Genomic DNA, 26,822 nt, shown 5'->3' on the forward strand with positions numbered 1-26,822 from the left:
TCATTGGGCGCGCTCCGGTTGGGTCGAATGGGATGACGCAGCGGCGGCCTGAGGCGGTCCTTCGCCCGTGCGGCGTTCATAAGAGGCCGCATAGGCCGCGGAACGCGCCGCCAGCAGCGGGTCGTCGGACACGGCGATGCCTTGCGGCAACACGGTCGGGTCGTAGTTCACGTCGCGGCAAGGGCCGTCGCTTTGCGGGGCGCTGCTGGTGATCACCACGGTGCCGGCATCAATGGTCGGCCGGTCCGCCGGCCACTGGCGGGTTGCGTCGCTGGTGGGATCGCCGGGCTGGCCCAGCGTAAGCAGCAGACGCCAGCGCAACGGCCCTTGCGTCAGGCGCTGTTGCAGGTCGGTTTGCAGGTAGTCCGCATCGTGTCCCGGCTGCGCCACAGGCGCCGCCGCCGCGTCCACCGGTGCCAACTGCCAGCGCACCGGCTGCCGCTTTCCGTTGCCATCGACCAGGTAGAACGCATTCAGGCCGTAATAGTCTTCGGTCGCGTAGCTGGCCGACGGATTGGCGGTCTTGGCCCACGCGCGGAATGCGCCCGTTTCCGGATGCGCCGCGAAAAACGCCTGCATGCGCTGCGGATCGGGCTTGCCCGTCTTGGGGTCGGGCCGACCGGCCAGCTGCTGATCGTAGAACGCCTGCGGCGTCGACAGCGGAAACACCGGCATGCTGTTCATGCCGGTTCGCCATTGCTCGCCGTTGGCGGACGTGAACATCAAGGCAAAGCTACGGATCGGGACGCTTGAGTCCGACGCATAAGGGTTACCGCCGGGCAGGGCCAATCGTCCGATTACCGGCGTGCTGCCCGAGGCGAACACCGCAGCCGTGGATAAATCGTGCGCCGCGCCGCTGCTTTCAAAGCGGCCGATCACACAGACGCCTTTGGCGTGATTGCGGCGAAAGCCCTCGTGGATGCCGCTGTTGGCTTCCAGGGCGTTCACGATGCGGTCGGGGGTCAACCGGTGCGGGTCGAGCCAGCCACCCACGTAGGCGAACGCGGCGCCGGAGGCGAGCACGATGGCGCCGATGGCGGTGAGGCGAAGAAGGGTTTGCGGGGTGGTGAGCGGCCGGGGCTTCTGGGGCCGTTTTTCCGGCGACTGGCCGCCTTGTTGGCGGGCACCCGACGGTTGACGATTCGGCGGCAGGCGGCCCGGCGGCTGGCTTCCCGGTGGCGTTTGACCCGGCGGCGGGCCGTTACGGTCAGATCCTTGTTGCATAAGGCTCCTTGCCCATGGGGCGATGAATACCCCTGTAGGACGCCACGCAAAAAAAGTTATTCCCCGATGGAATAAACCCGCCGGAGCGGCGTCTTACTGCATTGACCTGTAAGCTGGTTGCGCAGGCCTGTCCCAGGAACCCGCCATGATTCAACCGGTCCGCGTGCCGCCCGACGCGCCGGCATCCCCCGACGACGAGATGCCAGCGGAAGAACTATCCGACGCCGTGCTGCGCCAGCTACTGCCGCGCCTGCGGCGTTTTGCGCTGCGCCTCACGCGCGATGCGGTCGCGGCCGACGACCTGGTGCAATCCACCTTGGAAAGAGCGCTCACCCGCTGGCGCGGCCGCCGTCCGCAAGGCGACGTGCGCGCGTGGCTCTTCACCATCCTGTACCGCCAATTCCTGGACGCCCAACGCCGCTCGCGCCGCTATGCGCGGCTGCTGTCATGGTTTGCCGGTTCCGACGCCGCCGCGCCGTCGGCCGAGCGCGAGGTCATCGCACGATCTTCCCTGGATGTCTTCGAACGCCTGCCCGAAGCGCAGCGCACGCTGCTGTGGCTCGTCAGCGTGGAAGGCATGAGCTACAAGGCCGTCGCCGATGTTTTGGACGTACCGCTAGGCACCGTCATGTCGCGCCTGTCCCGCGCGCGGAGTGCCTTGCGTGAATTGCATGAGGGGCAGGCCGGCGAGGCTCGCCTGAGGATATTGAAATGAAAGAACGCTCTATCGATGATCTGACGCGTAATGCGTATGTGGACGGACAGTTGGATCCTTCGCAATTGCAGGAGCTGCAGGCGTATTTGCGGGCGCATCCTGATGAGGCGCAGGAGCTGGAGGCTTGGCGTCGGGATACGCAGCGGCTGCGGGAAGGGGCTGGCGGGGATCGTTTGCCGGGTAATCCTGCGTTGGATCCTGCTGCGGTGCGTGCGGGGCTACGCGTTCGCGCGCGGCGGCGGATGGCGATGGCGGCTAGTCTGGTTGTGGCGGTGGTGATTGGCGGCGTCACGGGATGGAGTGCTCGCGATACGGCCTTGGCGAATCGGGTGTTGCCGATGCAGGATGCGATGCAGGCTTATCGGTTGTTTACGTCAGCGGATGCGCCGCAGCCGGATGTGCGTGCGGATGCTGGGGATTTGCAGGGGTGGCTGGATGCGTATTTTGCGCATGCCGAGCGGTTGCCTAATTTGAGCGATAGCGGGTTTAGGCCTGTCGGCGCGCGATTGTTGGCTACCGATCAGGGGCCGGCTGCGCTTGTTATCTATGAAAACGCGGAGCAGCGCGCTACGTTCTATATTCGGCCGCCTGGGCCGGGCGGGCAGTTTCTGGCGCAAGGGAGCCGGCGGGATGGCGAGCTGGTGGCGCGGTATTGGTCGGGGCAGGGGTATAACTATGCGTTGGTGACGGCGAGGGATGGGCGCGGTCAGGCAGCGCGGGTTGGTGCGTCGTGACGGCCGGGTAAGTTAAAGACCTCGATTCGCGTAGGTATTCGTCAAATTCGGACGGCTCGGGCGCGTCGCATATCGCGGCCCGCCCGAGCCGTTTTTGCGTTTATTGAATCGACGCGGGTGCGTCATGCGTGGGATCCGCGCTATCGGTGTCTTGTGCGCAAGCTCGTGCCGTTTCAAGCATGGCTTCAGTCATGACGCCCATGTGCTCACACAATCCTTCCACGCCGCCTAACAACGCGGCCACCATCCATGCGTCCAGCGGCTGCGCGCCGGTGGCGTCGGGTTCGGAGGCGCTGTTGCCGACGAGGCGAGCGATCGACGCGATGGCATAGCGTGCGCGGTCGATGTTGTAGAGGTGGGCGAGGGGAATCAGGCCAAGTTCGGGATTGGAGTCGACGAACCAGGGGTCTTGGGTAAGGGAGTGCTGCGTCATGGACAATCTCCTATAGCGGCGAACAAACCCGCACCCCACTTCCAAATGGGGAGGACGGGCACGAGTCGAGGTTGGAAGACCGGAGCTATAGGACCCGGCGTGCGCAAGCGCACCCCCGCCAAGGCCCGTCCATAGGGACGTACAGAGACGCGCGGACGCAAATAAGCCGCCTTAGCGGCGGCTGCCCGCCTATAGCTAACCGGCTTCCAAACCGGACTACCGTTGTTGCGGTAGTGGGGGGAGTATACGGCAGGGATCTGAGTGGAAAACAAGGACGATGACCGTTTTAGCTCAGTGCGATGACCAACTCCAATGTCGGCTATCGACCGAGGCTGTGTGAAAACTCTTTGACGCCGCTACGGTGATCTAGATAGAGTTTGGTATCTCGATCCCGGGAGTCGACATGCCCCGATTCATCGAAGGTCAGGACCGGCAGCAGGTAGCGTTGATCCCGGAATGCCTAAATGACTTCATCGCCGACGACAACCCGGTGCGCATAGTCGACGCATTCGTCGACGAGCTCAACCTGGAATCGCTGGGATTTGATAAGACGGCGCCAGCAGCTACCGGCCGCCCGTCGTATCACCCGACGGTGCTGCTGAAGATCTACATCTACTGCTACTTAAATAGGGTCCAGTCCAGTCGTCGACTCGAGCGAGAGTGCCAACGCAACGTCGAACTGATGTGGCTGGTCGGCCGTCTGGCACCAGACTTCAAGACCATCGCGGATTTTCGTCGTGACAATGGGTCGGGCATTCGCAACGTTTGCCAGCGGTTTGTTGCCGTATGCCGAGATCTCAAGCTATTCAGCCAAGCCCTGGTTGCCGTTGATGGAAGCAAGTTCAAGGCAGTCAACACGCGCGACAAGAACTTCACGGCTGCCAAGATAGACAAACGTCAGCAGCAGATTGAGGAGAGCATCCACCGCTATCTGGCGGCGCTCGACACCGCGGACCGAACGCAACCTGTCGAGATCGAGGCCAGGACCAATCGGCTCAATGACAAAATCGAACGTCTGCGCAAACAAATGCGCGCGCTGGATGACGTCAAGGAGAGGCTCAAAGACAGTCCAGACGGTCAGTTGTCGGTGACCGACCCGGATGCCCGCTCGATGGCCACCAGCGGCCTGGGCTCGGGGATGGTCGGCTACAACGTGCAGATGGTTGTCGAAGCCAAGCACCATCTGATCGTCGCGCACGAAGTGACGAAACGAGGACATGACAGGGACTCATTGGCATCGATGACACAAGCCGCGCGGGAGGCGATGGGCAAGAAGCGACTGCGTGCGATTGCCGATCGCGGCTACTACAGCGCGCCTCAGATCAAGGCATGTGCAGAGACAGGTATTGATGCGATCTTGCCCAAACCCACGACTTCCAATGCCAAGGCCGAAGGCCGCTTCGACCATTCGGACTTCATTTACATCGCGAAGGACGATGAGTATCAGTGCCCTGCGGGCCAGCGCGCCATCCACCGGTTTACGCGGGAGGAAATGGTCTTCAATTGCGGCGCTACTGGAGTAGTGCCTGCCCACACTGCGCGATGAAGGAGCGATGCACACCTAGCGCGTATCGGCGCATCAGTCGATGGGAGCATGAGGCCGTGCTTGAGGCGGCGCAGCGCCGTCTAGACCGAATGCCAGATGCGATGAAGGTGCGGCGGCGCACGGTGGAACATGTGTTCGGCACGTTCAAGCATTGGATGGGCTATACGCACTTCCTAACTCGTCGCTGAGCAATGTGAGCACGGAAATGAGCTTGAATGTACTGGCCTATAACCTCAAGCGGGTCATGCAAATCCTGGGCTACCAGCAGACCATGAAAGCGGTGCTGGCGATGGGCAGCTGAGCCCTTCATGTGACCCATAACGCACCTCAGGCCCTATCCGGGCCGCCCAAACGGCCTTGAGTGAGCCCCGCCTCGAAAAATCGAAGCGAAGAACGCCCAAAGTGATGCGGACCAGGCTATTGCGCTGTAGCTGGCAGGACGAAAAGCGTTTTCACACAGCCTCGACCTTAAGGAGACCGCTAAATACTAACGAATAGGTTAAGCCTACCGCCGCAGGCGGGCCGGCTTGAACGCCGGGTCAGACCCAAAGCGAAAAAAAGAAAGTGCCATACAGGCCACGCACTACAAAAACAAGAGCTGCTAGCGCTTGCTGCGAAAGGGATAGCGGTTAAAAAGGCTTGAAGCTGACACACCCCCCGCAGGCAAAGCCCGCGCGAACGCCCAACACCCAGAGGATGAACGCTTGAGAAGGTCAATGCCGTTTTTGGATACTCATGGGCTGAAATGAACGCGAATAAAAAGCGGGCTAATGCCCAATTCAGCGGAAAATTAATGCGTAGCAAAAATTTACCCACTGTAATTTTTTGCTATTGTTGATTAGGGGTAGCACTCTTAACCGACTTCTCCACCTCTTCGTTCTCATTGCCGTCGCCCCTATGGCTTTCATCATCCAGTAATGTTACCTCTAAATTATCATTATCCACTTGCTCAATTGTGCTTGGCGGGCAACCAAATACTTCAGTAAATGCGGAAATAAATTCATCCGAAGTCCGGAAATCTTTAAAACATGGCCACTCAATGTAGTCGACTTCGCCAACGCTTCCCGCTGCCCCAATTCTGAGCACCAACCTTTTAGCTTTCTCGAAATCGTCCTTTAATACGGCAACACACAGCTGGTAATTGTCTCCGCATGCAGACCAATCCTCCGACTCCAAAATTTTCTGACACATTTCGTTGTTGCCCGAAAATTTATATGCTAATGCGCGATTGACGACGTGCACCAATCGACTTCCTTCCGAGTCCCATTTTTTTAGGGTACAACAAGCAAAATCAAGTAGATTTTTCGCCAAACTATAGTTTTCCTCGATTAACAGCTCATAGGTAAAATGGGACAGACTTGTTTCAGCCTTTTCGAGGTCGCTAGGACTCAGCTTTCGCCACAGGACCTGAGACAGCTTTATGCCGATCTCATATAAAACTTCATAAGATTGCTTGAGGTACTTCTTTTCAGCTTGCAACCTTGTCCCCACTACGATTTCAGGGGCAATTTGTGCTTTATGCTTTCTACATACGCTTAGATATTGCTCTGAAACGACCCCGTCACAATGAACGAAGAGGTTTCTCCTTTCTGTTAGCTCGATGAACGCCGGCCAAGATTCGAGTCCTTTCGTCAATGGAATATCAAATGCCTTCTCCATCCAAGAGAACTGGTCGGCATGGCTGGACCTTAGAATCGACTCGACCTCTTTAGCGAATATTTTATCTTTAGCAGCTTCTACACTTCCCAAGTTAACGAGGTCCGAAAGAGATATGGACTTATCTTTTGAATCAATAATTTCAGGCTTAAAGCGCAAAATTTTTGTTATTAACTGCCCAAGGAAAGAGTCATATTCAGAAACAAAGGAAACAACGAAATTCCTTGGAAGAAGATCAAGTACAGTTTTTGCTCTATCACTACGGCGACCTAGCCTAGAAGATCTGCGTAGGATCTTAAAATCCAACTTGTAGGATGTCGTGTCATCGTCTTCTTCTATTTTTTCTGCATTTTCATCTAGGAATTTCTTATGCTGTTTCGCCGATTTTTGCGCAAGAACTGAAGCCATAGACATTTGATAGGGAATAACTTCATGTAGCGCTTCCAATTTATGGATGTAGTCGTCGACGATTTCATGCAGCTCTAGATTTTCTGCCATTTTTTAATACTCTTACACAAAAAAACCAGTATTGACCTAACGTTTAAAATCAGCTGCGCCTGAGCATCGGCTGGATTGAATTTTTATCGGTGTCCATCCCTACCTTCAGAATACTTGATGGAAATATTAGCAAGGCCTATTGGTTTTACCTGGCTCGCGTAGATCCAAGCCGCGGCTGATGCAAAACCTGAAACGATCGAAATTACTGTCAAGTTTCCCATGACCGCTTGATCTCTTTAGGGAAGTGTTGAATTAGGTCATCCATAGTATAGGGATCAGCTTCAGCAAAAGCGTTGACCGGATGTCTCCTTGTGCCAGGCAGCGGTCTCTGCTCGATGTCTGGTGCCGACCCATTGCGGCCTGTCGAAAGCGCGGAAAACGGACGTTTAACAACGGTTATCTCTCACCGTCCCGACTTCTTGGAAAGAGCGCCGCCCTCATACTTTCCCGGGATCGTGTGAAACGCCCCGTTCTCCTCCTTTATGGGGTCCATTGCATCCTCAACCTTCCAAGAGTAGAGGAGGCCCCATGAACATCCTGCGAACTTCTTCAGAACTCGCAGGCAGTTCGTATTGTTGTCGATTTATGAGCAGAAAACCTTAGCTCGATTGGAGGGTCCTGCCGTCTCACTTGGATGCGACCGACCTCGAACGATTGATGGTGAGAGAGTCGAAGAGGGCCACGCGAGAAGAGGATAGCGATTCCACAACCGGCGATAATAGCGATTGTGTCTTGGCAACCGGCCTACATGTGCGGTCTTCATCCGTAGCCGCCTCAAGGCGAAATTGCCAATCGAGGGCTGGCCCTGCGCTTGCAACGAGAGCCAGACAACAAATCCCGCGGCAATCATGGTTCAGTGCTTGATCTCTTCTGCCAAAACAGCTAGCCATCCAGGCAACTTTGTGGCCGCCGCCAGTAACTCTTCCATATGATCGCGATGCAACGTGAGCCGACCCATTGCAAGCGCGAGAAGGAACTCCGGCAGAGCCTCTCCGGCAGGGGCATCATGTAATCTAATCAATCGCAGGACCAGCCTTTGCATGTCGCTACTCATGTCCGGGCAGGAAGAGAAGTTCAACTCCGACCGATAGGCGGACCGCAGGAGCGCTGCCTGAATCGCCGGGTCATTGAAGCGTGTGAAGTTTGCCGGAGCAATGAGGGTCTGCTGAAACAAGCCGCTCACAAGACTCGTTTCGCTATTCTTGGTTTCGGCCGATCGGCAAGCTTCGAGGAACGCAGCGACGGTCATTAGGACGCTGGCGCCGAGGTCATCCCCAGCGATCGGCGTGCCAATCTTCCACAACAAGAACCCGGGAGACATGGCCAACGCATTGCCGGCGAACGACGGCAGGAAGGTCAATTCGCCCGACAGCCCGTCGCCGGCTCGAATTCCGATGAGACGGTTGTGAAGTCGCGCAGGGACGTCAATGCCACGCTCCGCACAAACGTCCACAATGCCATCTATAAGCTGTAACTCGCGCAGCCAATCAATGTTCTGGTCCAGCTTCCCGATTGGCAAGGCGAAGGCGTGCTTAAAATGGTAGGCCCGTTCGTCGGCGTTCGACTGCAGGTCATCCCCCAGCTCCTTCAGCCGCGCTTGGCTCTCGGGCAATGCAGCCAATGCGATGTACAGCCGCGGACCTTTGGGTTGCACCGCACGCAGAGCAGCGCTGATCTGCTTGAGGATGAAACCGTTGCCAACGACCGGTGCAACGACCACCACGCCGGCCTGACGCATAAACTGGACCAGCTCGGTTGCCGGGGCATCCAATTCAGCGCTGTTCAATACGCGTATGCTGGCCGACGGCGAACGCTTTTGGAGCATGTCCTGAACAATCTCCGCCATGCGCCTTGCCTGTCCCTCGTCCTTGCGGCCCTTCTCGAGCGTATCGACCGGATACACGACTGCGGCGTCACCGGGGACCGCATAGTTTGTGAGCCAGCTCCGCATCCGACATTCGCCGCTCGGGTTGTCAACGCAATACCGATCGACCAATGCAGCAATATCGAAGGATACTGACCAATACGACTTAGTATCAAGGCGGCGGCGTGCCGCCAGGGCAAGTCGGTCACTCGCAATCTGGGCGAGCCTTTCCTTGCGCTGGTCTTTCAGTGCAGCGTGCGCGAGACGGACGGGGCGGGGTCGGAAGTTCTGATTGAAGAATCGTTCGCCGAAGATGCGCACGGATTCATTGCCTGGTGGCAGCGCTGCGATATCGGTCTCAAATTGCGCGCGCAGCCCTTCAAGCGAAGGCGCCCCAGAGAGTTGGCGCGGAACAACGAAGAGATAGTCTTCCACTCCCTTGCCGGTACCAACGGCGCCGGCCTTAGACTCAGCCGGTTCCAAACCGAGCACCGTCTGGAACTTAATGTGGCCCGGCCCGATTTTGTCCAACAGGCGTCTCGCAAGCCCGCCAGACGTTGACGCCGAAATGATGACAAACGCTGCTCCTGATTGGATGCCATCATCTTCAAGTCCTTCATAGGAGCGGAAGCTCTGGACAACAAACCGGCGTGCTGGGTCCTTGCTGCGCCGCATGGATACGAGCGCTTGGGCCAACGGCCAAATGACCATCGAATCTATCAGGATGCGTACCCTGCCATCAGCTAGCGTGTCGCAGTAGTCGCCGAATGGCTTGAGCAGACGTAGAGCAAGCAGTTCGATCGAATCAGAGCAGCTTAGCAAGCCCTCGGCGCGAATGAAGTGGGAAGAATACCGATCAGAGAGCTTTGAAAAATAGAAGCCTTGGGGGGCAGGAGTCACCACATTGCCGGCCGTCAGCTGGGTGGCAATCAGACTGTTAACCGCAGGTCCGAGCAGTTCAACCACGCCATCGACTACCAATCGCTTCGCATCCTCCTTCTCAACGTGGGCGACATGACCGTCCCCGGTGTATTCGAACAATCGGACGTTACTCAGCTTGCGCATCACCTCAAGCGCAGACTGACTATCAGGCTCTTTTGCCGCGGACTCGCACAACGCTTTGGCAGACTCAACGCAGGCGAGCACGAAGATCTCCGGCGGCACTACATTGGCCTCTGCCCACTCCTTGAAATTGTCTTTGATTTCTATCCAGCCAGGGGTGTCCGAGCCCACGAAGAGAAGAAGCGCTTCCTTGGCAAGCAACGTCGAACCGGAAAACGGAATGAATAGCATATCGTTCAGACGGGAAGAAGTATGGAGTAGGCAGTGCCCTCAACGGGGGCCAGTTCGTTGTGGGACCATGGCCTCAGAAAGAAGATCATCTTCCCGTCCTGCAGGAAAACATGGGTACCGTCTTCGAGTTTGACGTACTCCGATAAGTGGGTGTGCCGCATCAATTGCGTCTCGACGTCCTTTATCGCAGACTGCGTACCGAATAGAAATCCAAGCCGCCCCGTGCGTAGCCGAAGGAAGCCCCGACGTTTGCGTAACAGACTGGCGACGCTGAATAAGCCGACACCACGCAGTGTGTTGCCTGAACTCGTCTTCCATTTCTTAAAACACTCGATGACCGCGTCTTCCTCCTCTGCGAGGCTGATTTCGTCGAGTCGTTCGACAGACCGCTTATTCTCGGGACGGCTGGCAAGCCATCGACGAGCCAGCCCCGGCCCTGAGTCCACCATCGAAAGTTCAAGGAAATTCAATCGACGAATGATATTTGGGTTGGAACTGGGCGCCTCCTGCCGACTGCGTTCGTGGCCGATCAAACAGTGCTGCAGATAGCTGTGAAGGTGCGTGTTTTGACCTGCAAACAATGGCAGATTGTCGTTGTCGATATCGACCAGTCGGAACGTGACAGCGCGAATCCCCTTGGCATACTCCACACCGCGATGATCCACGCGGGCCCACCAATCGGAATTCTCGACGAGCTCCCGGACGAGATGTGCCAGGGATTCCGACACCTCCCTCAAGTAGCTGCCAGGCCAATGCGGCGCAAGTTGGACAAGGATGTCCTGGATCACGACCCGAATATCGCCCTCGCGCTTGACCCGCCAATTGCCCTTGTGGGCCTCGTAGAAGGGACGAATAAACTCGCGCTTGCCGCCTTGTACGCAGACCAGATTTGCGCGGCTTTCCGGGGTGTCATGGGTGTCGCGAAACTCGAACGCGTCCATCGCGTCGAGAAAGTCGGCATAGCCTTTGGCCTCCCGCCGCTTCAAGAGTTCGTGGTGCCGGTCACGCAGCCGACCCGCAAGGACCCAAGCTGCAACGAAATAGGGTATGCCTAGCTGCCGGCGCAATTGGACTTGGAGGGCTTCGGGACGAGCGTCCAATGAGGAGAACACTACGGTGCCTCCGCTACTGGTCGCGCGAGACCACGTGACGACGAACTGAAGTAGCGCCGCTTCCGCGCAGAACGCGGTCACGCCGGGTGCAGACGCAGGAATTGTCAATTCTTCAGTGTCGCCCTCATGCGACAAGGCTACGATCGCTCGCTCAATACTCTCGATGTCGGGCTCAGGCATCTTCATCGTTCGTTTCCTGTAAGCATTTCGCCTTGGCACCCATGGGATGCATAGGCGACGGCCGATTGCAACTGATTGTACCGATAATTTGAATCTAATAAGGAACCAGCGAGACACGCGCGTTACTTCCACGCCGCCGTGCGTGCCGCACCATTAGATCCTCACTTACTCTGCCTCTCACAGCAAGACCCAGGCAGATAGCAGCTATCGTGCGCCCGGGTAAATACGACATGACAATAAAGATGGCGCGCAAAACTGACTGGCATTGTGTTGGTATTAGATTTTTTCCTTTCCTTATTGCTTTTCTGGCCGGCTCCCTATTACCTGGTTGGCCTGCTTGGTTGATGCTTTGGGGAAGTTCGGCAGGCCGTTGGTGGAGGTCGTAGGGGCGATGGGCGCAATATTTAGCGCGATAGGAACTGCGGCGACTTTTGGCACCGTCTACTTTTCGCAGAGGGCAATGCGTGCGCAGGCTGACGCGCACCGATCAGAGGCTGACCGCCGCAGCGCGAGGCAGACACGGTCTGGAGCTTAATGCGCAGCCCTTTGGATAACGCGTCTAGATGCCTTATGGGCTTAATCCCCTTCCTGGTTAGGTTCGCGAGGACTAAGGATGGAGAAGAGCGCGCGGATTACCAGGTCGCGCGATCATCATTCCAGGGGCTTATAAAGCCTCTGCTTCTGAAAGGGTGTGAAGAACATTTGTGGAAGATGGCTGCCGACGCGCGAAGACACTTTGAAGAACGGTCGAAAGCCGGGCGTCCGCCAGTCTCAGGTTTGGGGCGTTTCCTGTGGCCGGCGGGCAAGAGCTATCCCAGGTCGTTCTGCACCACGCTCGGCGCATGGGACGGGACTTGCACACAATGCTGGACGGTGCCATATGGAGTGTTCGAGGATGCCGTCACAGGTCGCTGACATCCTTTGGCTGCGGCGAGCGTGGATTCCGATGTGGATGTCGGATTTCATTCAACTTGAGACTAGCTCACTGAAGTTGGCCGTGGCCTGGACGGAAAGCAGCTCGATTCAGCCGACCGTATGCGACCCCGAGCAGGCTTTCATTAACGCCAATCGCAGACGTTCAGTGGCGGACGAGGCCTTGACGATCATGGGGTATTTCAGGCCCCATGGGCTCAAGGCGAACTCGTCGAGCGCCTGTTGCGCTGCCTGAGCGTTCACCGCGGCGTAGATCGGACGCAGCGCCGCAGCGACAGCGCGGCGCTCCTTCCAGCCGGCATAGCTCAGACTGTTGCGGATCAGGTGCACGATGCACGTCTGCAGCGTCGTGGCCGGGAACACGACCTCAAGCGCCTGCGGCATCCCTTTTAAACCGTCGGTGACCGCGATCAGGATGTCCTGCACGCCTCGCGTTTTAAGGTCGTTGAACACCCGCATCCAGAACTTGGCGCCTTCAGTGGTCTCGATCCACAGTCCTAGAATCTCGCGTGAGCCATCCGGCAGCACGCCCAGCGCCAGATATACCGCCTTGTTCTGAACCAGCTCGGCGCCCAGCGCGCGTTCGATCAACGCCTTCTTCAACAGCATGAACGTGTCCTGGACCGCCTCAGCCGTCATCGGCCCAGCTACAAGTTCATCGAGCAACTGCTCAGCACTGGCCGGCAGCGCCGGCTTGCTGGACTGCTTCGCGGACTTCGGGGTGCGTGCCATGGTCGGTCTCCTTAAAAACCATCATAGGCCTGCACACAAAAATCCGGACACTCCCCTCAGTGTCGCTCATTATGGTGAGTCACTCCCTCCCTCCGCCGGAAGCGAATCGATCATATAGCCGGGCAATGGGCCCCTCGTCATTCATGAATTCTGTAGACCCGATATCAGACTGACGAACACCGCCGCACGTTCCACTCAGACCTTGCCCTTAAGAGTTGCCGGCGAGTCATTGCTCCAGTTTCACCAACCACACCGTCGCCCCTCCACACCCAGCATCCTCCACCACATGCCGCACCACCTCAAACCCATTCACCCCCAACAACTCCCGATACTCCGCCCCATCCAAACTCCCGTGATACAGCGGCCTCCCTTCAAACTCCCCAATCGCTTCACCTAACCCCGGCCCGCTCGTAAACATCAACACCGCCCCCGGCGCAGCCAACCGTCCAAACTCCGCAAACATCCCCCGCTGATCCTCTGGCGATAAATGAAAAAAGCTATGCCAAGCGATCAACCCATCAAACGGCCCCACAACCGGCATCTTGCGCATATCCCCAGCAACCCATTGATGCTCAGGAAACGCAGCCTTCGCCCGGTTCAATAACGGCACCGACGTATCCACACCCGTGATCCGGCACCCACGCTCAATCAGATACTGAGCAATCGGCACCCCAAACCCGCACCCAATATCCAGCACCCGCGGACTTGCCCCCGGCAGCAGCGCCAGAAACGCATCCAACCATGCGCGCTCGATCAGCCCCATCCCACGCAGCCGCACAAACGCATCGGCATGCTCCCGATAGATCGATACCACGTCATCAGCAGGCGACTTGGACATCTTCAAACTCCCGTAACGGCGACCACAGAAAAACGAGCCTTTTGAATCGAGCGAATCACCCGCAAACGCCCGAGTCCCCATGAAAGCACTCCCAAGCCTGCGACTCAATATCCTCAATCACCACGCCATCCTCGCCCGCGATAGTGAACTGCTCCTGCCTATCCCCGATACTCGCCGCCCCATCCAACCCCAGCAGCAGCGAATACATCGTGTCCCGCAGCGCCAGATCCAGAACACCACGCACACCCTCAAGCTGTTCCGGCGACAACCCCAACCCCCGCACCTTGGCCGCGACGGCGCTCCCGCCATCCGCCGCCATGAACGTCTCCAACAACTCACCCCGCAGCGCATTCCAGTTGTCGACAAATTCCTTCGCGTCCATTCGATTCCCTTAACCGTGCCCCGACCCGCGGCCGCATACCCAATCCCAACCGCGATCCAATCAACTCAAAAAAACATCTATGGTCAGCCCGATTTTTGCAAGCGGGTTTGTGTTGGCGTAAATTGGGCTTTGCTCAAATCTATTCGGAGTCGTTTGGGGACAGGTCCCCCGCTCCATGATGAGAGTCGCGCCCGGCAAACCTCAAAAGGGCCTCAGCATCCAGGTGCTGAATTTTTTACCAGGTTTCTTGCCAGGCCGTTGAGCCGTTTATGTCTTCACGTACTCGCGTCGCAAAACCAGGAAGTGACTGCGTAAAACGGTGATGAATGTCAGGTTGCGCTAACAGCCTGCTCACTTCGGTAGTTCGTTCCATTGGCGAGGATGGCCCAGGCTATCCTCGCCAATTTATTGGCCAGCGCGCAGGCCACCACGTTCGAGTGGCGTCGTGCCAGCAGCTCGCGCACCCAGACGCCCAGCCGATCCGTGCGCCGCTCTACGCGTTGCATGATCGCTCGTGCGCCCTGCACCAACAGCCGCCTGAGATTCTTGTCGCCACGCTTGCTGATTCCCAGCAGCTTAGGCGTACCGCCAGTGCTGTATTGGCGTGGCACCAGACCCACAGAGGCGGCGAACTGGCGGGCCGAACCGAATTGCTGCGCATCGCCCAATTCTGTCATCAGCGCGCTCGCGGTGATCGGCCCGATGCCGGGGATCTCCAGAAGCCGCTGGCTGCGTTCATCCTCGCGCAGTTGCTGGCACAAATCGCGTTCGATTTCGCCGATCTGCTCGTCCAAATACTTGAAGTGCGCCTGCAGCCGTTCAAGCAATGCCGCCAGTCGGGGCGGCAGCTCATGCTCGGCCAACACCGCTGGCAGGCGCCGCAGGATCGCCTGGCCGCGCGGCAGGCTGATGCCGAACTCCAGCAAAAAGGCGTGGACTTGGTTGATCACGCCGGTGCGCTCGCGCACCAGCGACTCTCGGACGCGGTGCAGCGCCGAGACGGTCTGCTGAGCCTCGTTGCGCACGCACACGAACCGCATGCTCGGGCGCGAGGCTGCTTCGCAGATCGCCTGCGCATCGGCAAAGTCGTTCTTGTTGCCCTGCACGAAAGGGCGCACGAACTGTGGGGAGATCAGCTTGGGTTGGTGGCCTAGCGCCTGGATGCGGCGCGCCATCCAATGGGCTCCTGCGCAGGCCTCCATCACCACCGTGCTGCACGGGCTATTACCCAGCAACGTGAACACTTGCTGGCGAGAGCACTTCTTGCGAAACACCATCCTGCCGGCAGAATCCTGCCCGTGCAGATGGAAGCTATGCTTACCCAGATCGATGCCAATCAGCGTGACGGTGCTCATGAGAGGTCTCCCAGAAAGAACAATCCCCACTCAGCGTACCGCTTCGTGGGGATCGGGCTGACCATCTCATTAGGGCCGCATAATCGCGGCCCCTGCATTCACTACCTTCTAACCCTCATCAAGCCTTACGCACCTGCGCAATCAGCGCATCCAGTTGCTTCAACATCGAATCCACTTCCCCAGCCGTCACATTCAGCGCCGGCATGAAGCGCAGCAAATTCGGACGCGGCGCGTTCAGCAGCAGGCCTTCCGGCGCCTGATTACGCGCAGCTTCGACAATCGCCGGACCATCATCACGATCCATCACCAGCGCGCGCAGCAGACCCATGCCGCGTTCGCCCTTCATGCCGTACTTGGCCGAGATCGCCAGCAGGCCTTCGGACAGTTGCTTGGCGCGGGCGTTGACCGCGTCCATGAAGCCCGGCGCGACCAGCGCGTCGAAGACGGCGACGCCGACGGCGGTGGTCAGGGGGTTGCCGTTGTAGGTGCCGCCTTGGTCGCCGTGCTGGAACACGCTGACTTCCTGGCGGGCCAGCAGGGCGGCCAGCGGCACGCCGCCGCCGATGCCCTTGGCCAGCGTCATGATGTCGGGGACGACGTCAAAGTGCTGGTAGGCGAACATCTTGCCGGTGCGGCCCATGCCGGTCTGGACTTCGTCGACGATCAGCAGCAGCTGGTTTTCATCGGCCAGCTTGCGCAGGCCTTGCATGAATTCCTTGGTGGCGGGCAGCACGCCGCCTTCGCCTTGGACGGGTTCCAGCATGATGGCGACGGTCTTGTCGTCGATCAGCTTGCGCACGGATTCCAGGTCGTTCAGTTCGGCCTTGGGGAAGCCTTCGACCTGCGGGGCGAACATCTTGTCCCAACCCGGCTTGCCCGATGCGGACATGGTGGCCAGGGTGCGGCCGTGGAAGCCGTGGTTCATGGTGATGATCTTGTAGGCGCCGTTCTTCTTGACCTGGCCCCACTTGCGCGCGAGCTTGATGGCGCCTTCGTTGGCTTCGCCGCCGCTGTTGGCGAAGAAGACGCGGTCGAAGTCGGACGCGCCGGTCAGGCGCTGGGCCAGCTCGATCGAGGGGATGTTGTAGAACGCCGGCGACGGGTTCATCAGCTTTTGCGACTGTTCGACCAGCGCGCGCTGCATTTCGGGCGCGGAGTGCCCCAGGGTGTTCACGGCCCAGCCCTGCACGAAGTCCAGGTATCGCTTGCCCGCGTGATCCTCCAGCCAGGATCCCTTGCCGCTGACGAACACGAGGTCCGGGCGGGAGGTGATCTCCATGAGGGTGTTGACGTTGAACTGGCTGAATTCCATGGCGGTTCCTGCGGGATGTAAGGACAGGGGATGAAGGGAATTTCGGGGAACTTCCCCGGGGGACGCGCGAAAAGGCAAATGTAGCACCGACGGGGGGATGCTATCGTGACGCTACCCCTCCGATCTGCCCCGGGCCGGCCTCACAAGGGCTGCCAGCGCGGGCACTCTATTTTATGCAGGCGATGCGCCCCTCGCGCGCCGTCCGCCGTCGCTTTTTACTGACCAATCATGAAACGTATTCTTTCCAGTCTTGCCGCCGGCTTGGCGTTGGCCGCCGCCATGACGCCCGCTCACGCGGAATTTCCCGACCGTCCCATCCGCCTGATCGTGCCGTTCCCGCCGGGGCAGGCGACCGACATCTTTGCGCGCGCGCTGGCTGAAAAGCTGGGCGCGGCGGTCAAGCAGCCGATCGTGGTGGAGAACCGCGCGGGTGCGGGCAGCAATATCGGCATGGAGCAAGCCACGCGCGCGGCGCCGGACGGCTACACGCTGGTGATCGCGGGCAGCGCCGCGGCGGTGAACCAGACGCTCTATAAGAACATCAACTACAGCCTGACCAAGGATTTCGCGCCGGTGTCGGGCGTGTTCTCGGTGCCGCTGATGTTCCTGGCGACGCCGGCGTCGGGCATTACGTCGCTGCAGCAGCTGGTGACGCAGGCGCGCGCCAATCCTGGCGAACTGGCGTATGCCAGCGCGGGCATTGGCGGCACGCAGCATTTGTCGGCCGAGATGTTCAAGGCGGCGGCGAATATCGACATTCGCCACATTCCGTACAAGGGCAGTGGCCCGGCGCAGGCGGATTTTCTGGGGCACCAGGTGCCGCTGATGGTGGACTCGGTGACGGCGGGCCTGCCGCACGTGCAGAGCAAGAAGGCGGTGGCGCTGGCGGTGACGACGGCCAAGCGGTTGCCGCAGCTGCCGAATGTGCCGACCGTGGCGGAATCGGGTTATCCGGGGTTTGAGGCGATTGGCTGGGCGGCGGTGCTGGCGCCCAAGGACACGCCTGCGGAGATTACGAACGCACTCAGCAAGCAAATCGGGCAGGTGTTGAATACGCCGGAGATGCAGAAGTTCTTCCGGGATCGCGGGGCCGAACCGATGCCGCTGACGCCTGAGGCGACCGGGACGTTTATTGCCTCGGAAGTGGATAAGTGGGGCAAGGCGGTCAAGCAGTCGGGCGCGCAGGTGGATTAAGCGCAGGTTGCGATTGACGTTGCTGGAAGCCGTCCCTGGGTTAGGGGCGGCTTTTTTGTTGGCGGGTGCCGAGGCTCTTGGCGGGTGTCGGGCGCTGCGGTTCTTGTGTGGGCGGGCGGCATCTTGCCAGGTGTCAGACACCCGTGTGGGGGCAGCTTGAGCCTGCCGAGTTGCTTATGGGGTGTCAGACACCTGCTGCGACGTTTGGCTTCGCAGGTGTCTGACACCCGTGTGAGACGGCCTTGAACCTGCCGCCCTGCTTGCCGGGTGTCAGACACCCGGTTTTGGAATAGCCCCCCCGTGGCCGGCGCGATCCAAACCAGTGCCGCCGCGCCCGCCGACGGCGCATCGGCCGCACCAGAACGGGGCGAAACACGCACCGCCCCCGCCGCGTCCCCGCGCAGCCCACATGGCACGGAACTTGCATCTCCTCGCTTTGTATACCGACTTGGTGTGCAACGCATTGACCCGACCGGGCAGTGCGGGCCCTGGAGAGTTCCTTATGAAACGCAGAACCCTGTTGCTGTCCCTTTGCGCCGCCGCCAGCATCCTGGCCGCCCCTGTGTCGCACGCCGACGCGCTGGACGATATCGTCAAGGCGGGCGTCATCAAGATTGCGGTGCCGCAGGACTTTCCGCCTTTTGGGTCGGTGGGCGCCGACATGAAGCCGCTGGGCTATGACATCGATACCGCGCAGCTGATCGCCAAGCAGCTGGGCGTGAAGCTGGAACTGGTGCCGGTGACCAGCGCCAACCGCGTGCCCTATCTGCAGACCAAGAAAGTGGACCTGGTGATCTCCAGCCTGGGCAAGAACGCCGAGCGCGAGAAGGCCATCGACTTCACGGACGCCTACGCGCCGTTCTTCAATGGGGTGTTTGGCCCGGCGGACCTGAAGGTGTCGTCGGCCGCCGACCTGGCGGGCAAGACCATTGGCGTGACCCGCGGCGCGGTCGAGGACATCGAGCTGACCAAGATTGCGCCGGCGTCGGCCACGCTCAAGCGGTATGAGGACAACAACGGCACGATCACGGCCTTTCTGTCGGGACAGGTGCCGATGATCGCAACCGGCAACGTGGTCGCGGCTGCGATCCTGGCGCGCAATCCGCCCAAGAAGCCGGAAACGAAGTTCCTGATCAAGAATTCGCCGTGCTACATCGGCCTGAACAAGGACGAACCGAAGCTGCGCGCCCGCGTGAACGACATCCTGGCTGCGGCCAAGCGTGACGGGTCGCTGTCGGCGATTTCGCAGAAGTGGCTGGGCGCCGAACTGCCCAAGGATCTGTAATCTGCGCGAGGCCGTCATGGCTTACCAGTACGACTTTTCCTCGGTGTTCGAGTACACGCCGGTGCTGATCAAGGGCATCGGCGTCACGATCGAACTGATCGCGTTCGGCGCGGTGGCGGGCGTGGCCCTAGGCATCGCCTGCGCCTGGGTGCGCACGCAGGGCCCGGCGTGGCTGCGCGCGCCGGTCACCGCCTATATCGAGCTGATCCGGAACACGCCGTTCCTGATCCAGCTCTTTTTCGTGTTTTTTGGCCTGCCGTCGCTGGGCATCCAGCTGGGCGAGATGCAGGCGGCGTGCCTGGCGATGGCGCTGAACCTGGGCGCCTATAGCGCCGAGATCATCCGCGCCGGGATCGACGCCACGCCGCGCGGGCAGTACGAGGCGGGCGCCAGCCTGGCGCTGTCGCGCCTGCAGGTGTTCCGGCACGTGGTGCTCAAGCCGGCGCTGATGCGCATCTGGCCGGCGCTGTCTTCGCAGATCGTGATTGTGATGCTGGGATCGGCGGTGTGCTCGCAGATCGCGGCCGAGGACCTGACCTTTGCCGCGAACTTCATCCAGTCGCGCAACTTTCGGGCGTTTGAAGTGTATTTCGTGACGACCGCGATCTATCTGGTGCTGGCAGTGCTGTTGCGCCAGGTGCTGCGCCTGACCGGACGGCGGCTTTTTCGCAAGGCGGCAAGATGATCGAGTTCTCGACCTGGGACATCGTGCGCAACCTGCTGCTGGCGGCGCGCTGGACCATCGTGCTGTCGCTGGCGGCCTTTGCAGGCGGGGCGCTGATGGGGTTGCTGGCGCTGATGATGCGCACGTCGCGCGTGGCGGCGATGCGCCGCATCAGCTGGGCGTACATCGAACTCTTTCAGGGCACGCCGCTCCTGATGCAGCTGTTCCTGGCGTTTTTCGGGCTGTCGCTGATTGGCGTGGAGGTGCCGCCGTGGCTGGCCGCCGGGGCGGCGCTGACGCTGTGGTCGGGCGCGTTCCTGGCGGAAATCTGGCGCGGCTGCGTGGAAGCCGTGCCGAAAGGACAGTGGGAGGCGTCGGCCAGCCTGGCGCTGGGCTACGTGCAGCAGATGCGCTACGTGGTGCTGCCGCAGGCGCTGCGTATTGCGGTCGCGCCGACCGTGGGCTTTGCGGTGCAGATCGTCAAGAGCACGGCGCTGACCTCCATCATCGGCTTCACGGAACTGTCGAAGGCGGCCACCGTGATCACCAACGCCACCTTCAGTCCCTTCACTGTCTATGCCTGCGCCGCGCTGATCTACTTTGCGCTGTGCTGGCCCCTGTCTCGCCTAAGCCTCCGGCTGGAAAGGAAGTTGCATGCCCCTCATCGCCCTTGAAGACGTCCGCAAACGGTTCGGCGACAACGAAGTCCTGAAAGGCGTGACCTTGCGCGTCGACCCCGGCGAGGTCATTGCCATCATCGGCAAGAGCGGCTCGGGCAAGAGCACGCTGCTGCGTTGCATCAACGGGCTGGAGCAGATCGACGGTGGCGCGATCATGGTGGCCGATGCGCAGTTGGGCGATGACGAGCTACGCCTGCGCGCGCTGCGGCTGAAGGTCGGGATGATTTTTCAGCAGTTCAACCTGTTTCCGCACCTGACGGTGGGGCGCAACGTGATGCTGTCGCCCATGGTGGCCAAGCGCGTGCCCGAGCGCGAGGCCGAGGACATGGCCCGGGCCATGCTGACCCGCGTGGGCCTGGCCCACAAGTTCGACGCCTGGCCGGACGAATTGTCCGGCGGCCAGCAGCAGCGCGTTGCGATTGCCCGTGCGCTGGCGATGCAGCCGCTGGCGCTGTTGTGCGACGAGATCACGTCGGCGCTGGACCCGGAGCTGGTCAACGAGGTGCTGGCGGTCGTGCGCGAGCTGGCGGCCGACGGCATGACGCTGTTGATGGTGACGCACGAAATGCGCTTTGCGCGCGAGGTCTGTGATCGCGTGGTGTTCATGCACCAGGGGCGCGTGCACGAGATCGGTCCGCCGGAGCAACTTTTCACGGCGCCGGCCACGCCGGAATTGCGGCAGTTCCTGGGGATGACGAATCTGGCGGCGTGAGCTTGGCCGTATCAATCAGGACGGCGGGCTGACCCGAATGTTCCGCCCCCGTTTGCATGCGGTGTCGGGCCGTTCACGTACTCCCTTTTGCGCGCACCCGAAAGTAAAAATGCACCACTTGTCCTGGTGCGCATGCCTCTATCGCGGGTGCGGCGCGGTTCCTATATTGGACCTGTCCGCCGCCGGACTCCGGGTTTCCCCGGCGCGGTTTCACCCCACCTGAAACCTGAGGATCGATGACATGGACAAGGACCGCATCAAGGGCGCCGCCAAGGAAGTGAAGGGCGCAATCAAGGAAACAGCTGGCAAGGTGACGGGCAACACCCGCACCGAAGCCGAAGGAAAAGTGGAAAAGACCGAGGGTAAAGTGCAGCGCAATGTAGGCGAAGCGAAGGATCAGGCACGGGACTTGCTGGACAAGTAATTGCGGCTGCCGATCGGCATGACCCGCACTGTCCAATGAATGCCCGAAGGAGAAGAAAATGACCCACCGTATTTGGCTTGCACTGATGCTCGCGATTACCGCCGTGACCGCCGGTTGCAACACGATGGAAGGTGCCGGCAAAGACATTGAAAGGGGCGGGGAAAAGATCCAGCAGCAGGCCAAGTAAGCGCTTGCGGGCTGCATCCAAAGGTCGGCGCGTTGACGGCGCGCCGGCCTTTTTTCGTTCCTGCGAAACGCGGGATACGAGGGCGTGAGGGCTGAAAGGTCTATCGTGACCGTGCAGCACGCCGACTGCACGGCCCGCGGAAGACGTCAGCGCGAGAAGCCGCGCGCCGAGATTTCCCAGATATCTTCGACCACGCCGTCGCGCACCACCACCAGTCCGTCATGCAGGTTGAACGTGGGGTCCACGTGCGACGGCACCAGGCGCAGCACCGCGCCCAGGTCGGGCGCCTGCGCCCCCGGTTCCACGCGCACGACGCCGTGCTCGTCGTTGATGGCGGTGTACGTCAGCCCGGGTTCGCCGAAGATGGCGGGCGGGCCGCATTCCGCCGTAGTGGACTTGAGCCCCGCGTCCAGGATCACCCGGTCGGGCGCCGGCTTACTCATGACCGTGGCCAGCACGAACAGGCTGTTCTCGAACGCCAGGGGGCCGTCCCATTCATTGGCGCCGTAGTCGCCGTCCATGAAGGCGTACGAGCCAGCCTGCAATTCCGTATAGACGCCGCTGGCCGCATCGAACTCGGCGCTGCCCGTGCCGCCGCCGGTGATGGTGTCGCAGGCGATGCCGCTCTCGCGCAGCAGTTGCGCGTAGGACGCCGCGATGCGTGCCGCCTGGCGGCTGACCTCGGCGCGCTCCTCGCGCGTGCGGTAGTGCTGTACCGAGCCGTGATAGGCCTGCAGGCCGGCAAAATTCACGCCGGGCAGGTCGCGCGCCTGCTGCGCCAGCGCCAGCACGAGGGCGTCGTCGGACACCCCGCAGCGGCCCTGGCCGACATCCACTTCCACCAGCACGTCGATCTGGGCGCCCGCCTGCACCATGGCCTGCGAGACCTGCAACAGGTTGTGCGCGTTATCCACGCACACGCTGATCTTTGCCACGCGTGCCAGCTGACCCAGCAGCGCCAGCTTGGCCGGACCGACGACTTCGTTGCTGATGTGGATGTCCTGGATGCCGGCGGCCACGAAGGGCAGGGCTTCGCTGACCTTCTGGCAGCAGATGCCGCGCGCGCCCAGCGCCAGCTGCCGCAATGCGATTTCCGGGCATTTGTGCGCCTTGGCGTGCGGGCGCAGGGCGACGTCGTGGCGGTCTGCCCAGGCCTGCATCGCGCGCAGGTTGGCTTCAAAAGGCGCCAGGTCCAGCACCAGGCTGGGCGTGTCGACGCGGGCCAGCGGATCGCCTGGCTGTGCGGGCGGGGGCAGCGCAATGCCGCGTATGACTTCCTGGGACATCCTGATGACTCCGTAGTCTGACTGCTTGAGGGGTAGCACACGCATAACCAAAGCGGGACCACCCATAACCAAAGGGGCAATGCACCCCCAGGTAAACGATAGCCCCGTAACCATTGGCTACCAGAGGGCGGCATGACAGAATTTCATCATGAAAACGGCCCCCAAGGGGAGGCCCATTTCCGGCAGGCGGCCACGCCGCGCCGGCGATGACAAGACGAACCTCGTCACTCGACAGACCTGTCAAATCCGTATCGGAGAAGCTCGCATGAAACTCAAGCATTGGATCACCGCCCTGACCGTCGCGGTCGCCGCCGTGGGCGCCACCGGCACCGCGCAGGCCCAGCAATTCTTCCGCATCGGCACGGGCGGCACGGCGGGCACGTACTACCCGATCGGCGGCATCATCGCCAACGCCGTGTCGCAGCCTGGCAAGCTGATCGCCACGGCGGTTGCCTCCAACGGGTCGGTCGCCAACATCAATGGCATCATCGGCGGGTCGTTCGAAGCCGGTTTCACGCAGTCCGACGTGGCGTTCTGGGCCTACAGCGGCACCGGCACGTTCGAAGGCAAGCCCAAGGCGCAGGACCTGCGCCTGATCTCCACGCTGTATCCGGAAAGCATCCACCTTGTCACGCGCAAGGGCTCCGGCATCAAGGGCGTGGCCGATCTGAAGGGCAAGCGCGTGTCGATGGATGAGCCGGGCTCCGGCACGCTGGTCGACGTGCGGCTGATCCTGGGCGCGTACGGCATGACCGACAAGGACGTGAAGGCCGAATACCTCAAGCCCAACCAGGCAGGCGACAAGCTCAAGGACGGCGGCCTGGACGCGTTCTTCTTCGTGGGCGGCGCGCCGGCCGGCGCCATCGCCGAACTGGCCTCCACGGGCAACATCGAACTGGTGTCGCTGGTGGGTCCTGAAATCGACGCACTGCGCGCCAAGCAGGAATTCTTCACGCCCGACGTGATTGCCGCCAACACGTACCAGAATATCCCCGAGGTCAAGACCATCTCGGTGAACGCGCAGATGGTGACGTCGGCCAAGATCCCCGAGCAGACGGTGTACGACGTGACCAAGGCGCTGTACAGCGACGCCACGCGCAAGACGCTGGACGCCGGCCACGCCAAGGGCAAGCTGATCACCCGTGAAAACGCGACCAAGGGTGCAGGCATCCCGTTCCATCCGGGCGCCGAAAAGTTCTACAAAGAGATTGGTCTGCTGAAGTAGTAGGCCCCCCCCAGCGCCTGCGGCGCTTCCCCCAGGGGCGCCGGTGGCGGACCGGCAGAGCCGGATCCGCGCGGCCCCGCTCGGACAGATCGGTTCTTTATGCCGATTGCTTGCCTTTGAAGGGGTGGGCGAACTGTCGTAGTTCTTTATGCCGGCGGCGATTGCTTTCGCGCCGCATCTGAGCAGGGCCGCCGTTGTGCGGCCCTGCTTGCTGGATCACCTTGAGAATTACCGCGATGGAAATCGATCACGAAAAAACCCAGAAGCTGGCGGAAAAGTACGATTCGGAAATCCGCTTCCGGCCGCTGGACAAGACTGCTACGTGGATCGTCTCGGGCCTGCTGGTCACGCTCTCGATCTTTCACTACTACACCGCAGGCTTCGGCCTGCTGCGCGAGGCGACGCACCGCGGCGTGCACCTGGCCTTCGTGCTGAGCCTGATTTTCCTGGTCTTCGGCTTTTCGAAGTCGCACTACCAGCGCCAACCCAAGTCCACCTGGTATTCGCCGGGCGGCATTCCGCTGTACGACTGGATCATCGCCGTCGCACTGGCGCTTTCGGTGCTGTACATCCCGTACATCTTCGAGGACCTGGCGTTCCGCGTGGGCAATCCGCTGCCGCAGGACGTGCTGATGGGCTCGATCCTGCTGATCGGCCTGTTGGAAGCCACGCGGCGCGCCATGGGCTGGCCGCTGCCGATCATCGCGATCGTGTTCATGGCCTACGCGATGTTTGGGCCGTACTTCCCCGGGCTGCTCAAGCACGCGGGCAATACATGGTCCCAGGTCGTGAACCACATGTATCTGACCAGCCAGGGCGTCTACGGCGTGGCGGTCGGGGTGGTGGCGACCTACGTGTTCCACTTCGTGCTGTTCGGCGTGCTGGCCACGCGCATCGGGCTGGGCCAGCTGTTCCTGGACGTGGCCTCGACCGTGGCGGGCCGCTACGCGGGCGGGCCGGCCAAGGTGTCGGTGTTTGGCTCGGCGATGTTCGGCATGCTGTCCGGATCGTCGGTGGCCAACGCCGTGACGGTGGGGTCCCTGACCATTCCGGCGATGATCCGCGTGGGCTATCCGCGGCATTTCGCGGCAGGCGTGGAGGCCGCCAGCAGCACGGGCGGGCAGATCACGCCGCCCATCATGGGCGCGGCGGCTTTCCTGATGATCGAGTTCCTGGGGATTCCGTACCAGCAGATTGCGATCGCGGGCATATTCCCGGCCTTCCTGTATTTCTTCGGCATGTTCATGCAGGTCCACTTCGAGGCCAAGCGTGAAGGCCTGCGCGGACTGACCCCCGAGGAAATGCCCAAGCTCAAGCAGTCGTTCAAGATGCGCTGGCCGACGCTGATTCCGCTGGTGCTGCTGGTCGGCGTTCTGGCCAGCGGCCGCACGCCGTATCTGGCGGCCTTCGCGGGCATCACGGGCTGCATCGTGGTGGGCATGCTGAATCCGTTCCAGCGCCTGCACTGGCGCGACCTCTACGAAGCCTTCGAGACCGGCGCGAAGTACGCGCTGGCAGTCGGCGCGGCCGCCGGCACCGTGGGCATCGTGATCGGCGTGGTGACACTGACCGGCGTGGGCTTCAAGATCTCGTACATCGTGATCGCCGCCTCGCAGGTGCTGGCCTCCGGGGCTGCATTCTTCCTGCCCGAGGCGTTGACCGACATGCAGTCGCTGACGCTGGTCGCCGCGCTGGTCATGACCGGTATCGTCTGCATCCTGATGGGCTGCGGCGTGCCCACCACCGCCAACTACCTCATCATGGTGGCCGTCGCGGCCCCCACGCTGGTGCAGCTGGGCGTGCAACCCATCGCGGCGCACTTCTTCGTGTTCTATTTCGGCATCCTGGCGGACATCACGCCCCCGGTGGCGCTGGCCGCGTATGCGGCGGCGGGCATGGCGGGCAGCGATCCCTTCAAGACCGGCAACACGGCGTTCAGGCTGGGCATCACCAAGCTCATCGTGCCCTTCGTGTTTGTGTTCTCGCCGTCGCTGCTGATCTCGGTGCAGGGGTTCACCTGGTACGACTTCTTCGTGACGCTGATCGGCTGCATGGTCGGGCTTGTGCTGCTGTCGGCCGCCTTCTCGCGTTACATGCTGGTGGGCATGAAGAGCTGGGAGCGTTGGCTGTGCACCCTTGGCGCGCTGCTGACGATCATCCCGGGCCTGACCAGCGGCATCATCGGGGTGGCGATCTGCATCCCGGTGTTCATCCGCCAGCTGGCGGGTCTGAAACTGGAGAACGCGCCCAAGGCGGTGTAGCGCCCGGGCCCAATCAAAAAAGGGGCGGACCCAATCGGGCCCGCCCCTTTTTGCTGAATCAGCCATTTTGTCAGCATTTGGGCGCAAAATGGGCGGT

General features: G+C 60.9%; 21 protein-coding genes and 2 pseudogenes. 12 read left to right on the forward strand and 11 right to left on the reverse strand.

The genetic code is table 11. The features are described 5' to 3' along the window. Positions 1-1,152: a catalase family peroxidase gene (locus FBY20_RS10555; RefSeq protein ID WP_369818601.1), complete on the reverse strand. Its 1,152-nt coding sequence runs from the start codon at positions 1,150-1,152 to the stop codon at positions 1-3. Positions 1,153-1,423: 271 nt separating this feature from the next. On the opposite strand from FBY20_RS10555, the gene FBY20_RS10560 reads away from it, so the two are divergent. Both FBY20_RS10560 and FBY20_RS10565 read left to right on the forward strand, forming a co-directional pair. Further along, positions 1,424-1,939: a sigma-70 family RNA polymerase sigma factor gene (locus FBY20_RS10560; RefSeq protein WP_217284666.1), complete on the forward strand. Its 516-nt coding sequence runs from the start codon at positions 1,424-1,426 to the stop codon at positions 1,937-1,939. Beyond that, entirely contained in the window at positions 1,936-2,673 is a 738-nt protein-coding gene (locus FBY20_RS10565; protein ID WP_142051992.1) for an anti-sigma factor, read from the forward strand. Before FBY20_RS10560 ends, FBY20_RS10565 begins: the two co-directional genes overlap by 4 nt. Before the next feature lie 100 nt (positions 2,674-2,773). Here FBY20_RS10565 and FBY20_RS10570 read toward each other — a convergent pair whose 3' ends face one another. Further along, a complete protein-coding gene (locus FBY20_RS10570; RefSeq protein WP_108696629.1) occupies positions 2,774-3,106 on the reverse strand; it encodes a hypothetical protein in 333 nt (110 codons plus the stop codon). 403 nt (positions 3,107-3,509) lie between these two features. On the opposite strand from FBY20_RS10570, the pseudogene FBY20_RS10575 reads away from it, so the two are divergent. After that, positions 3,510-4,953 (forward strand): annotated as a pseudogene (locus FBY20_RS10575) (IS1182 family transposase). Between the two features lie 527 nt (positions 4,954-5,480). On the opposite strand, the gene FBY20_RS10580 reads toward FBY20_RS10575, so the two are convergent. From FBY20_RS10580 to FBY20_RS10615, 8 genes and pseudogenes are all read right to left on the reverse strand, one after another. Next, entirely contained in the window at positions 5,481-6,806 is a 1,326-nt protein-coding gene (locus FBY20_RS10580; protein WP_142051996.1) for a hypothetical protein, read from the reverse strand. Positions 6,807-7,659: 853 nt separating this feature from the next. Beyond that, positions 7,660-9,963, reverse strand: coding sequence for a hypothetical protein (locus tag FBY20_RS10585; protein WP_142051999.1), 2,304 nt, complete (start codon positions 9,961-9,963; stop codon positions 7,660-7,662). A 5-nt stretch (positions 9,964-9,968) separates the two neighbouring features. Further along, the gene (locus FBY20_RS10590; RefSeq protein WP_142052002.1) at positions 9,969-11,261 is read right to left on the reverse strand and encodes a hypothetical protein; all 1,293 of its coding nucleotides are present in this window, start codon (positions 11,259-11,261) and stop codon (positions 9,969-9,971) included. 1,086 nt (positions 11,262-12,347) lie between these two features. Then, positions 12,348-12,797: pseudogene (locus FBY20_RS10595) on the reverse strand (transposase); the annotation flags it as partial. A 349-nt stretch (positions 12,798-13,146) separates the two neighbouring features. Then, positions 13,147-13,758, reverse strand: coding sequence for a class I SAM-dependent methyltransferase (locus FBY20_RS10600; RefSeq protein ID WP_142052005.1), 612 nt, complete (start codon positions 13,756-13,758; stop codon positions 13,147-13,149). A gap of 55 nt (positions 13,759-13,813) precedes the next feature. Further along, positions 13,814-14,140 carry a hypothetical protein gene (locus tag FBY20_RS10605; RefSeq protein ID WP_142052008.1) on the reverse strand — a complete coding sequence of 109 codons (327 nt, stop codon included), beginning with the start codon at positions 14,138-14,140 and terminating at the stop codon, positions 13,814-13,816. 329 nt (positions 14,141-14,469) lie between these two features. After that, positions 14,470-15,495, reverse strand: coding sequence for an IS110 family transposase (locus tag FBY20_RS10610; RefSeq protein ID WP_142052012.1), 1,026 nt, complete (start codon positions 15,493-15,495; stop codon positions 14,470-14,472). A 118-nt stretch (positions 15,496-15,613) separates the two neighbouring features. Then, positions 15,614-16,807 (reverse strand): acetylornithine transaminase, encoded by a 1,194-nt coding sequence (locus tag FBY20_RS10615; protein ID WP_142052014.1) that lies wholly within the window; start codon positions 16,805-16,807, stop codon positions 15,614-15,616. Between the two features lie 228 nt (positions 16,808-17,035). Between FBY20_RS10615 and FBY20_RS10620 the strand changes: the two genes are divergently transcribed. From FBY20_RS10620 to FBY20_RS10650, 7 genes are all read left to right on the forward strand, one after another. After that, positions 17,036-18,001, forward strand: a complete 966-nt coding sequence (locus tag FBY20_RS10620; RefSeq protein WP_142052017.1) for a tripartite tricarboxylate transporter substrate binding protein — start codon at positions 17,036-17,038, stop codon at positions 17,999-18,001. A gap of 502 nt (positions 18,002-18,503) precedes the next feature. Beyond that, complete coding sequence (locus FBY20_RS10625) at positions 18,504-19,286, forward strand: transporter substrate-binding domain-containing protein (RefSeq protein ID WP_142052020.1); 783 nt, start codon at positions 18,504-18,506, stop codon at positions 19,284-19,286. A 16-nt stretch (positions 19,287-19,302) separates the two neighbouring features. After that, on the forward strand, positions 19,303-19,971 hold the full coding sequence (locus FBY20_RS10630) for an amino acid ABC transporter permease (RefSeq protein WP_142052023.1): 669 nt from the start codon (positions 19,303-19,305) through the stop codon (positions 19,969-19,971). Continuing rightward, positions 19,968-20,624: an amino acid ABC transporter permease gene (locus FBY20_RS10635; RefSeq protein ID WP_063954198.1), complete on the forward strand. Its 657-nt coding sequence runs from the start codon at positions 19,968-19,970 to the stop codon at positions 20,622-20,624. Before FBY20_RS10630 ends, FBY20_RS10635 begins: the two co-directional genes overlap by 4 nt. Next, positions 20,605-21,342 carry an amino acid ABC transporter ATP-binding protein gene (locus FBY20_RS10640; RefSeq protein ID WP_142052026.1) on the forward strand — a complete coding sequence of 246 codons (738 nt, stop codon included), beginning with the start codon at positions 20,605-20,607 and terminating at the stop codon, positions 21,340-21,342. The genes FBY20_RS10635 and FBY20_RS10640 overlap by 20 nt, the downstream gene beginning before the upstream one ends. 241 nt (positions 21,343-21,583) lie before the next feature. Continuing rightward, on the forward strand, positions 21,584-21,766 hold the full coding sequence (locus FBY20_RS10645; protein ID WP_056327704.1) for a CsbD family protein: 183 nt from the start codon (positions 21,584-21,586) through the stop codon (positions 21,764-21,766). A 58-nt stretch (positions 21,767-21,824) separates the two neighbouring features. Continuing rightward, a complete protein-coding gene (locus FBY20_RS10650; protein WP_056327784.1) occupies positions 21,825-21,953 on the forward strand; it encodes an entericidin A/B family lipoprotein in 129 nt (42 codons plus the stop codon). A 146-nt stretch (positions 21,954-22,099) separates the two neighbouring features. Here FBY20_RS10650 and FBY20_RS10655 read toward each other — a convergent pair whose 3' ends face one another. Next, the gene (locus FBY20_RS10655; RefSeq protein WP_142052029.1) at positions 22,100-23,239 is read right to left on the reverse strand and encodes a DSD1 family PLP-dependent enzyme; all 1,140 of its coding nucleotides are present in this window, start codon (positions 23,237-23,239) and stop codon (positions 22,100-22,102) included. Between the two features lie 265 nt (positions 23,240-23,504). On the opposite strand from FBY20_RS10655, the gene FBY20_RS10660 reads away from it, so the two are divergent. Next, positions 23,505-24,464 (forward strand): TAXI family TRAP transporter solute-binding subunit, encoded by a 960-nt coding sequence (locus tag FBY20_RS10660; protein ID WP_056327702.1) that lies wholly within the window; start codon positions 23,505-23,507, stop codon positions 24,462-24,464. Positions 24,465-24,700: 236 nt separating this feature from the next. Further along, entirely contained in the window at positions 24,701-26,725 is a 2,025-nt protein-coding gene (locus FBY20_RS10665) for a TRAP transporter permease (RefSeq protein WP_142052031.1), read from the forward strand. Positions 26,726-26,822: the final 97 nt, after the last annotated feature.

This window comes from Achromobacter sp. SLBN-14, from assembly GCF_006715415.1.
GTDB classification, from domain to species: Bacteria; Pseudomonadota; Gammaproteobacteria; order Burkholderiales; family Burkholderiaceae_B; genus Achromobacter; species Achromobacter mucicolens.

Bases quoted from the DNA above. Each gene is read 5' to 3' on its own strand.
- FBY20_RS10560 (WP_217284666.1), top strand. From the start codon at position 1,424: ATGCCAGCGGAAGAACTATCCGACGCCGTGCTGCGCCAGCTACTGCCG.
- FBY20_RS10565 (WP_142051992.1), top strand. From the start codon at position 1,936: ATGAAAGAACGCTCTATCGATGATCTGACGCGTAATGCGTATGTGGAC.
- FBY20_RS10570 (WP_108696629.1), bottom strand. From the start codon at position 3,106: ATGACGCAGCACTCCCTTACCCAAGACCCCTGGTTCGTCGACTCCAAT.
- FBY20_RS10580 (WP_142051996.1), bottom strand. From the start codon at position 6,806: ATGGCAGAAAATCTAGAGCTGCATGAAATCGTCGACGACTACATCCAT.
- FBY20_RS10585 (WP_142051999.1), bottom strand. From the start codon at position 9,963: ATGCTATTCATTCCGTTTTCCGGTTCGACGTTGCTTGCCAAGGAAGCG.
- FBY20_RS10590 (WP_142052002.1), bottom strand. From the start codon at position 11,261: ATGAAGATGCCTGAGCCCGACATCGAGAGTATTGAGCGAGCGATCGTA.
- FBY20_RS10600 (WP_142052005.1), bottom strand. From the start codon at position 13,758: ATGTCCAAGTCGCCTGCTGATGACGTGGTATCGATCTATCGGGAGCAT.
- FBY20_RS10605 (WP_142052008.1), bottom strand. From the start codon at position 14,140: ATGGACGCGAAGGAATTTGTCGACAACTGGAATGCGCTGCGGGGTGAG.
- FBY20_RS10610 (WP_142052012.1), bottom strand. From the start codon at position 15,495: ATGAGCACCGTCACGCTGATTGGCATCGATCTGGGTAAGCATAGCTTC.
- FBY20_RS10615 (WP_142052014.1), bottom strand. From the start codon at position 16,807: ATGGAATTCAGCCAGTTCAACGTCAACACCCTCATGGAGATCACCTCC.
- FBY20_RS10620 (WP_142052017.1), top strand. From the start codon at position 17,036: ATGAAACGTATTCTTTCCAGTCTTGCCGCCGGCTTGGCGTTGGCCGCC.
- FBY20_RS10625 (WP_142052020.1), top strand. From the start codon at position 18,504: ATGAAACGCAGAACCCTGTTGCTGTCCCTTTGCGCCGCCGCCAGCATC.
- FBY20_RS10630 (WP_142052023.1), top strand. From the start codon at position 19,303: ATGGCTTACCAGTACGACTTTTCCTCGGTGTTCGAGTACACGCCGGTG.
- FBY20_RS10635 (WP_063954198.1), top strand. From the start codon at position 19,968: ATGATCGAGTTCTCGACCTGGGACATCGTGCGCAACCTGCTGCTGGCG.
- FBY20_RS10640 (WP_142052026.1), top strand. From the start codon at position 20,605: ATGCCCCTCATCGCCCTTGAAGACGTCCGCAAACGGTTCGGCGACAAC.
- FBY20_RS10645 (WP_056327704.1), top strand. From the start codon at position 21,584: ATGGACAAGGACCGCATCAAGGGCGCCGCCAAGGAAGTGAAGGGCGCA.
- FBY20_RS10650 (WP_056327784.1), top strand. From the start codon at position 21,825: ATGACCCACCGTATTTGGCTTGCACTGATGCTCGCGATTACCGCCGTG.
- FBY20_RS10655 (WP_142052029.1), bottom strand. From the start codon at position 23,239: ATGTCCCAGGAAGTCATACGCGGCATTGCGCTGCCCCCGCCCGCACAG.
- FBY20_RS10660 (WP_056327702.1), top strand. From the start codon at position 23,505: ATGAAACTCAAGCATTGGATCACCGCCCTGACCGTCGCGGTCGCCGCC.
- FBY20_RS10665 (WP_142052031.1), top strand. From the start codon at position 24,701: ATGGAAATCGATCACGAAAAAACCCAGAAGCTGGCGGAAAAGTACGAT.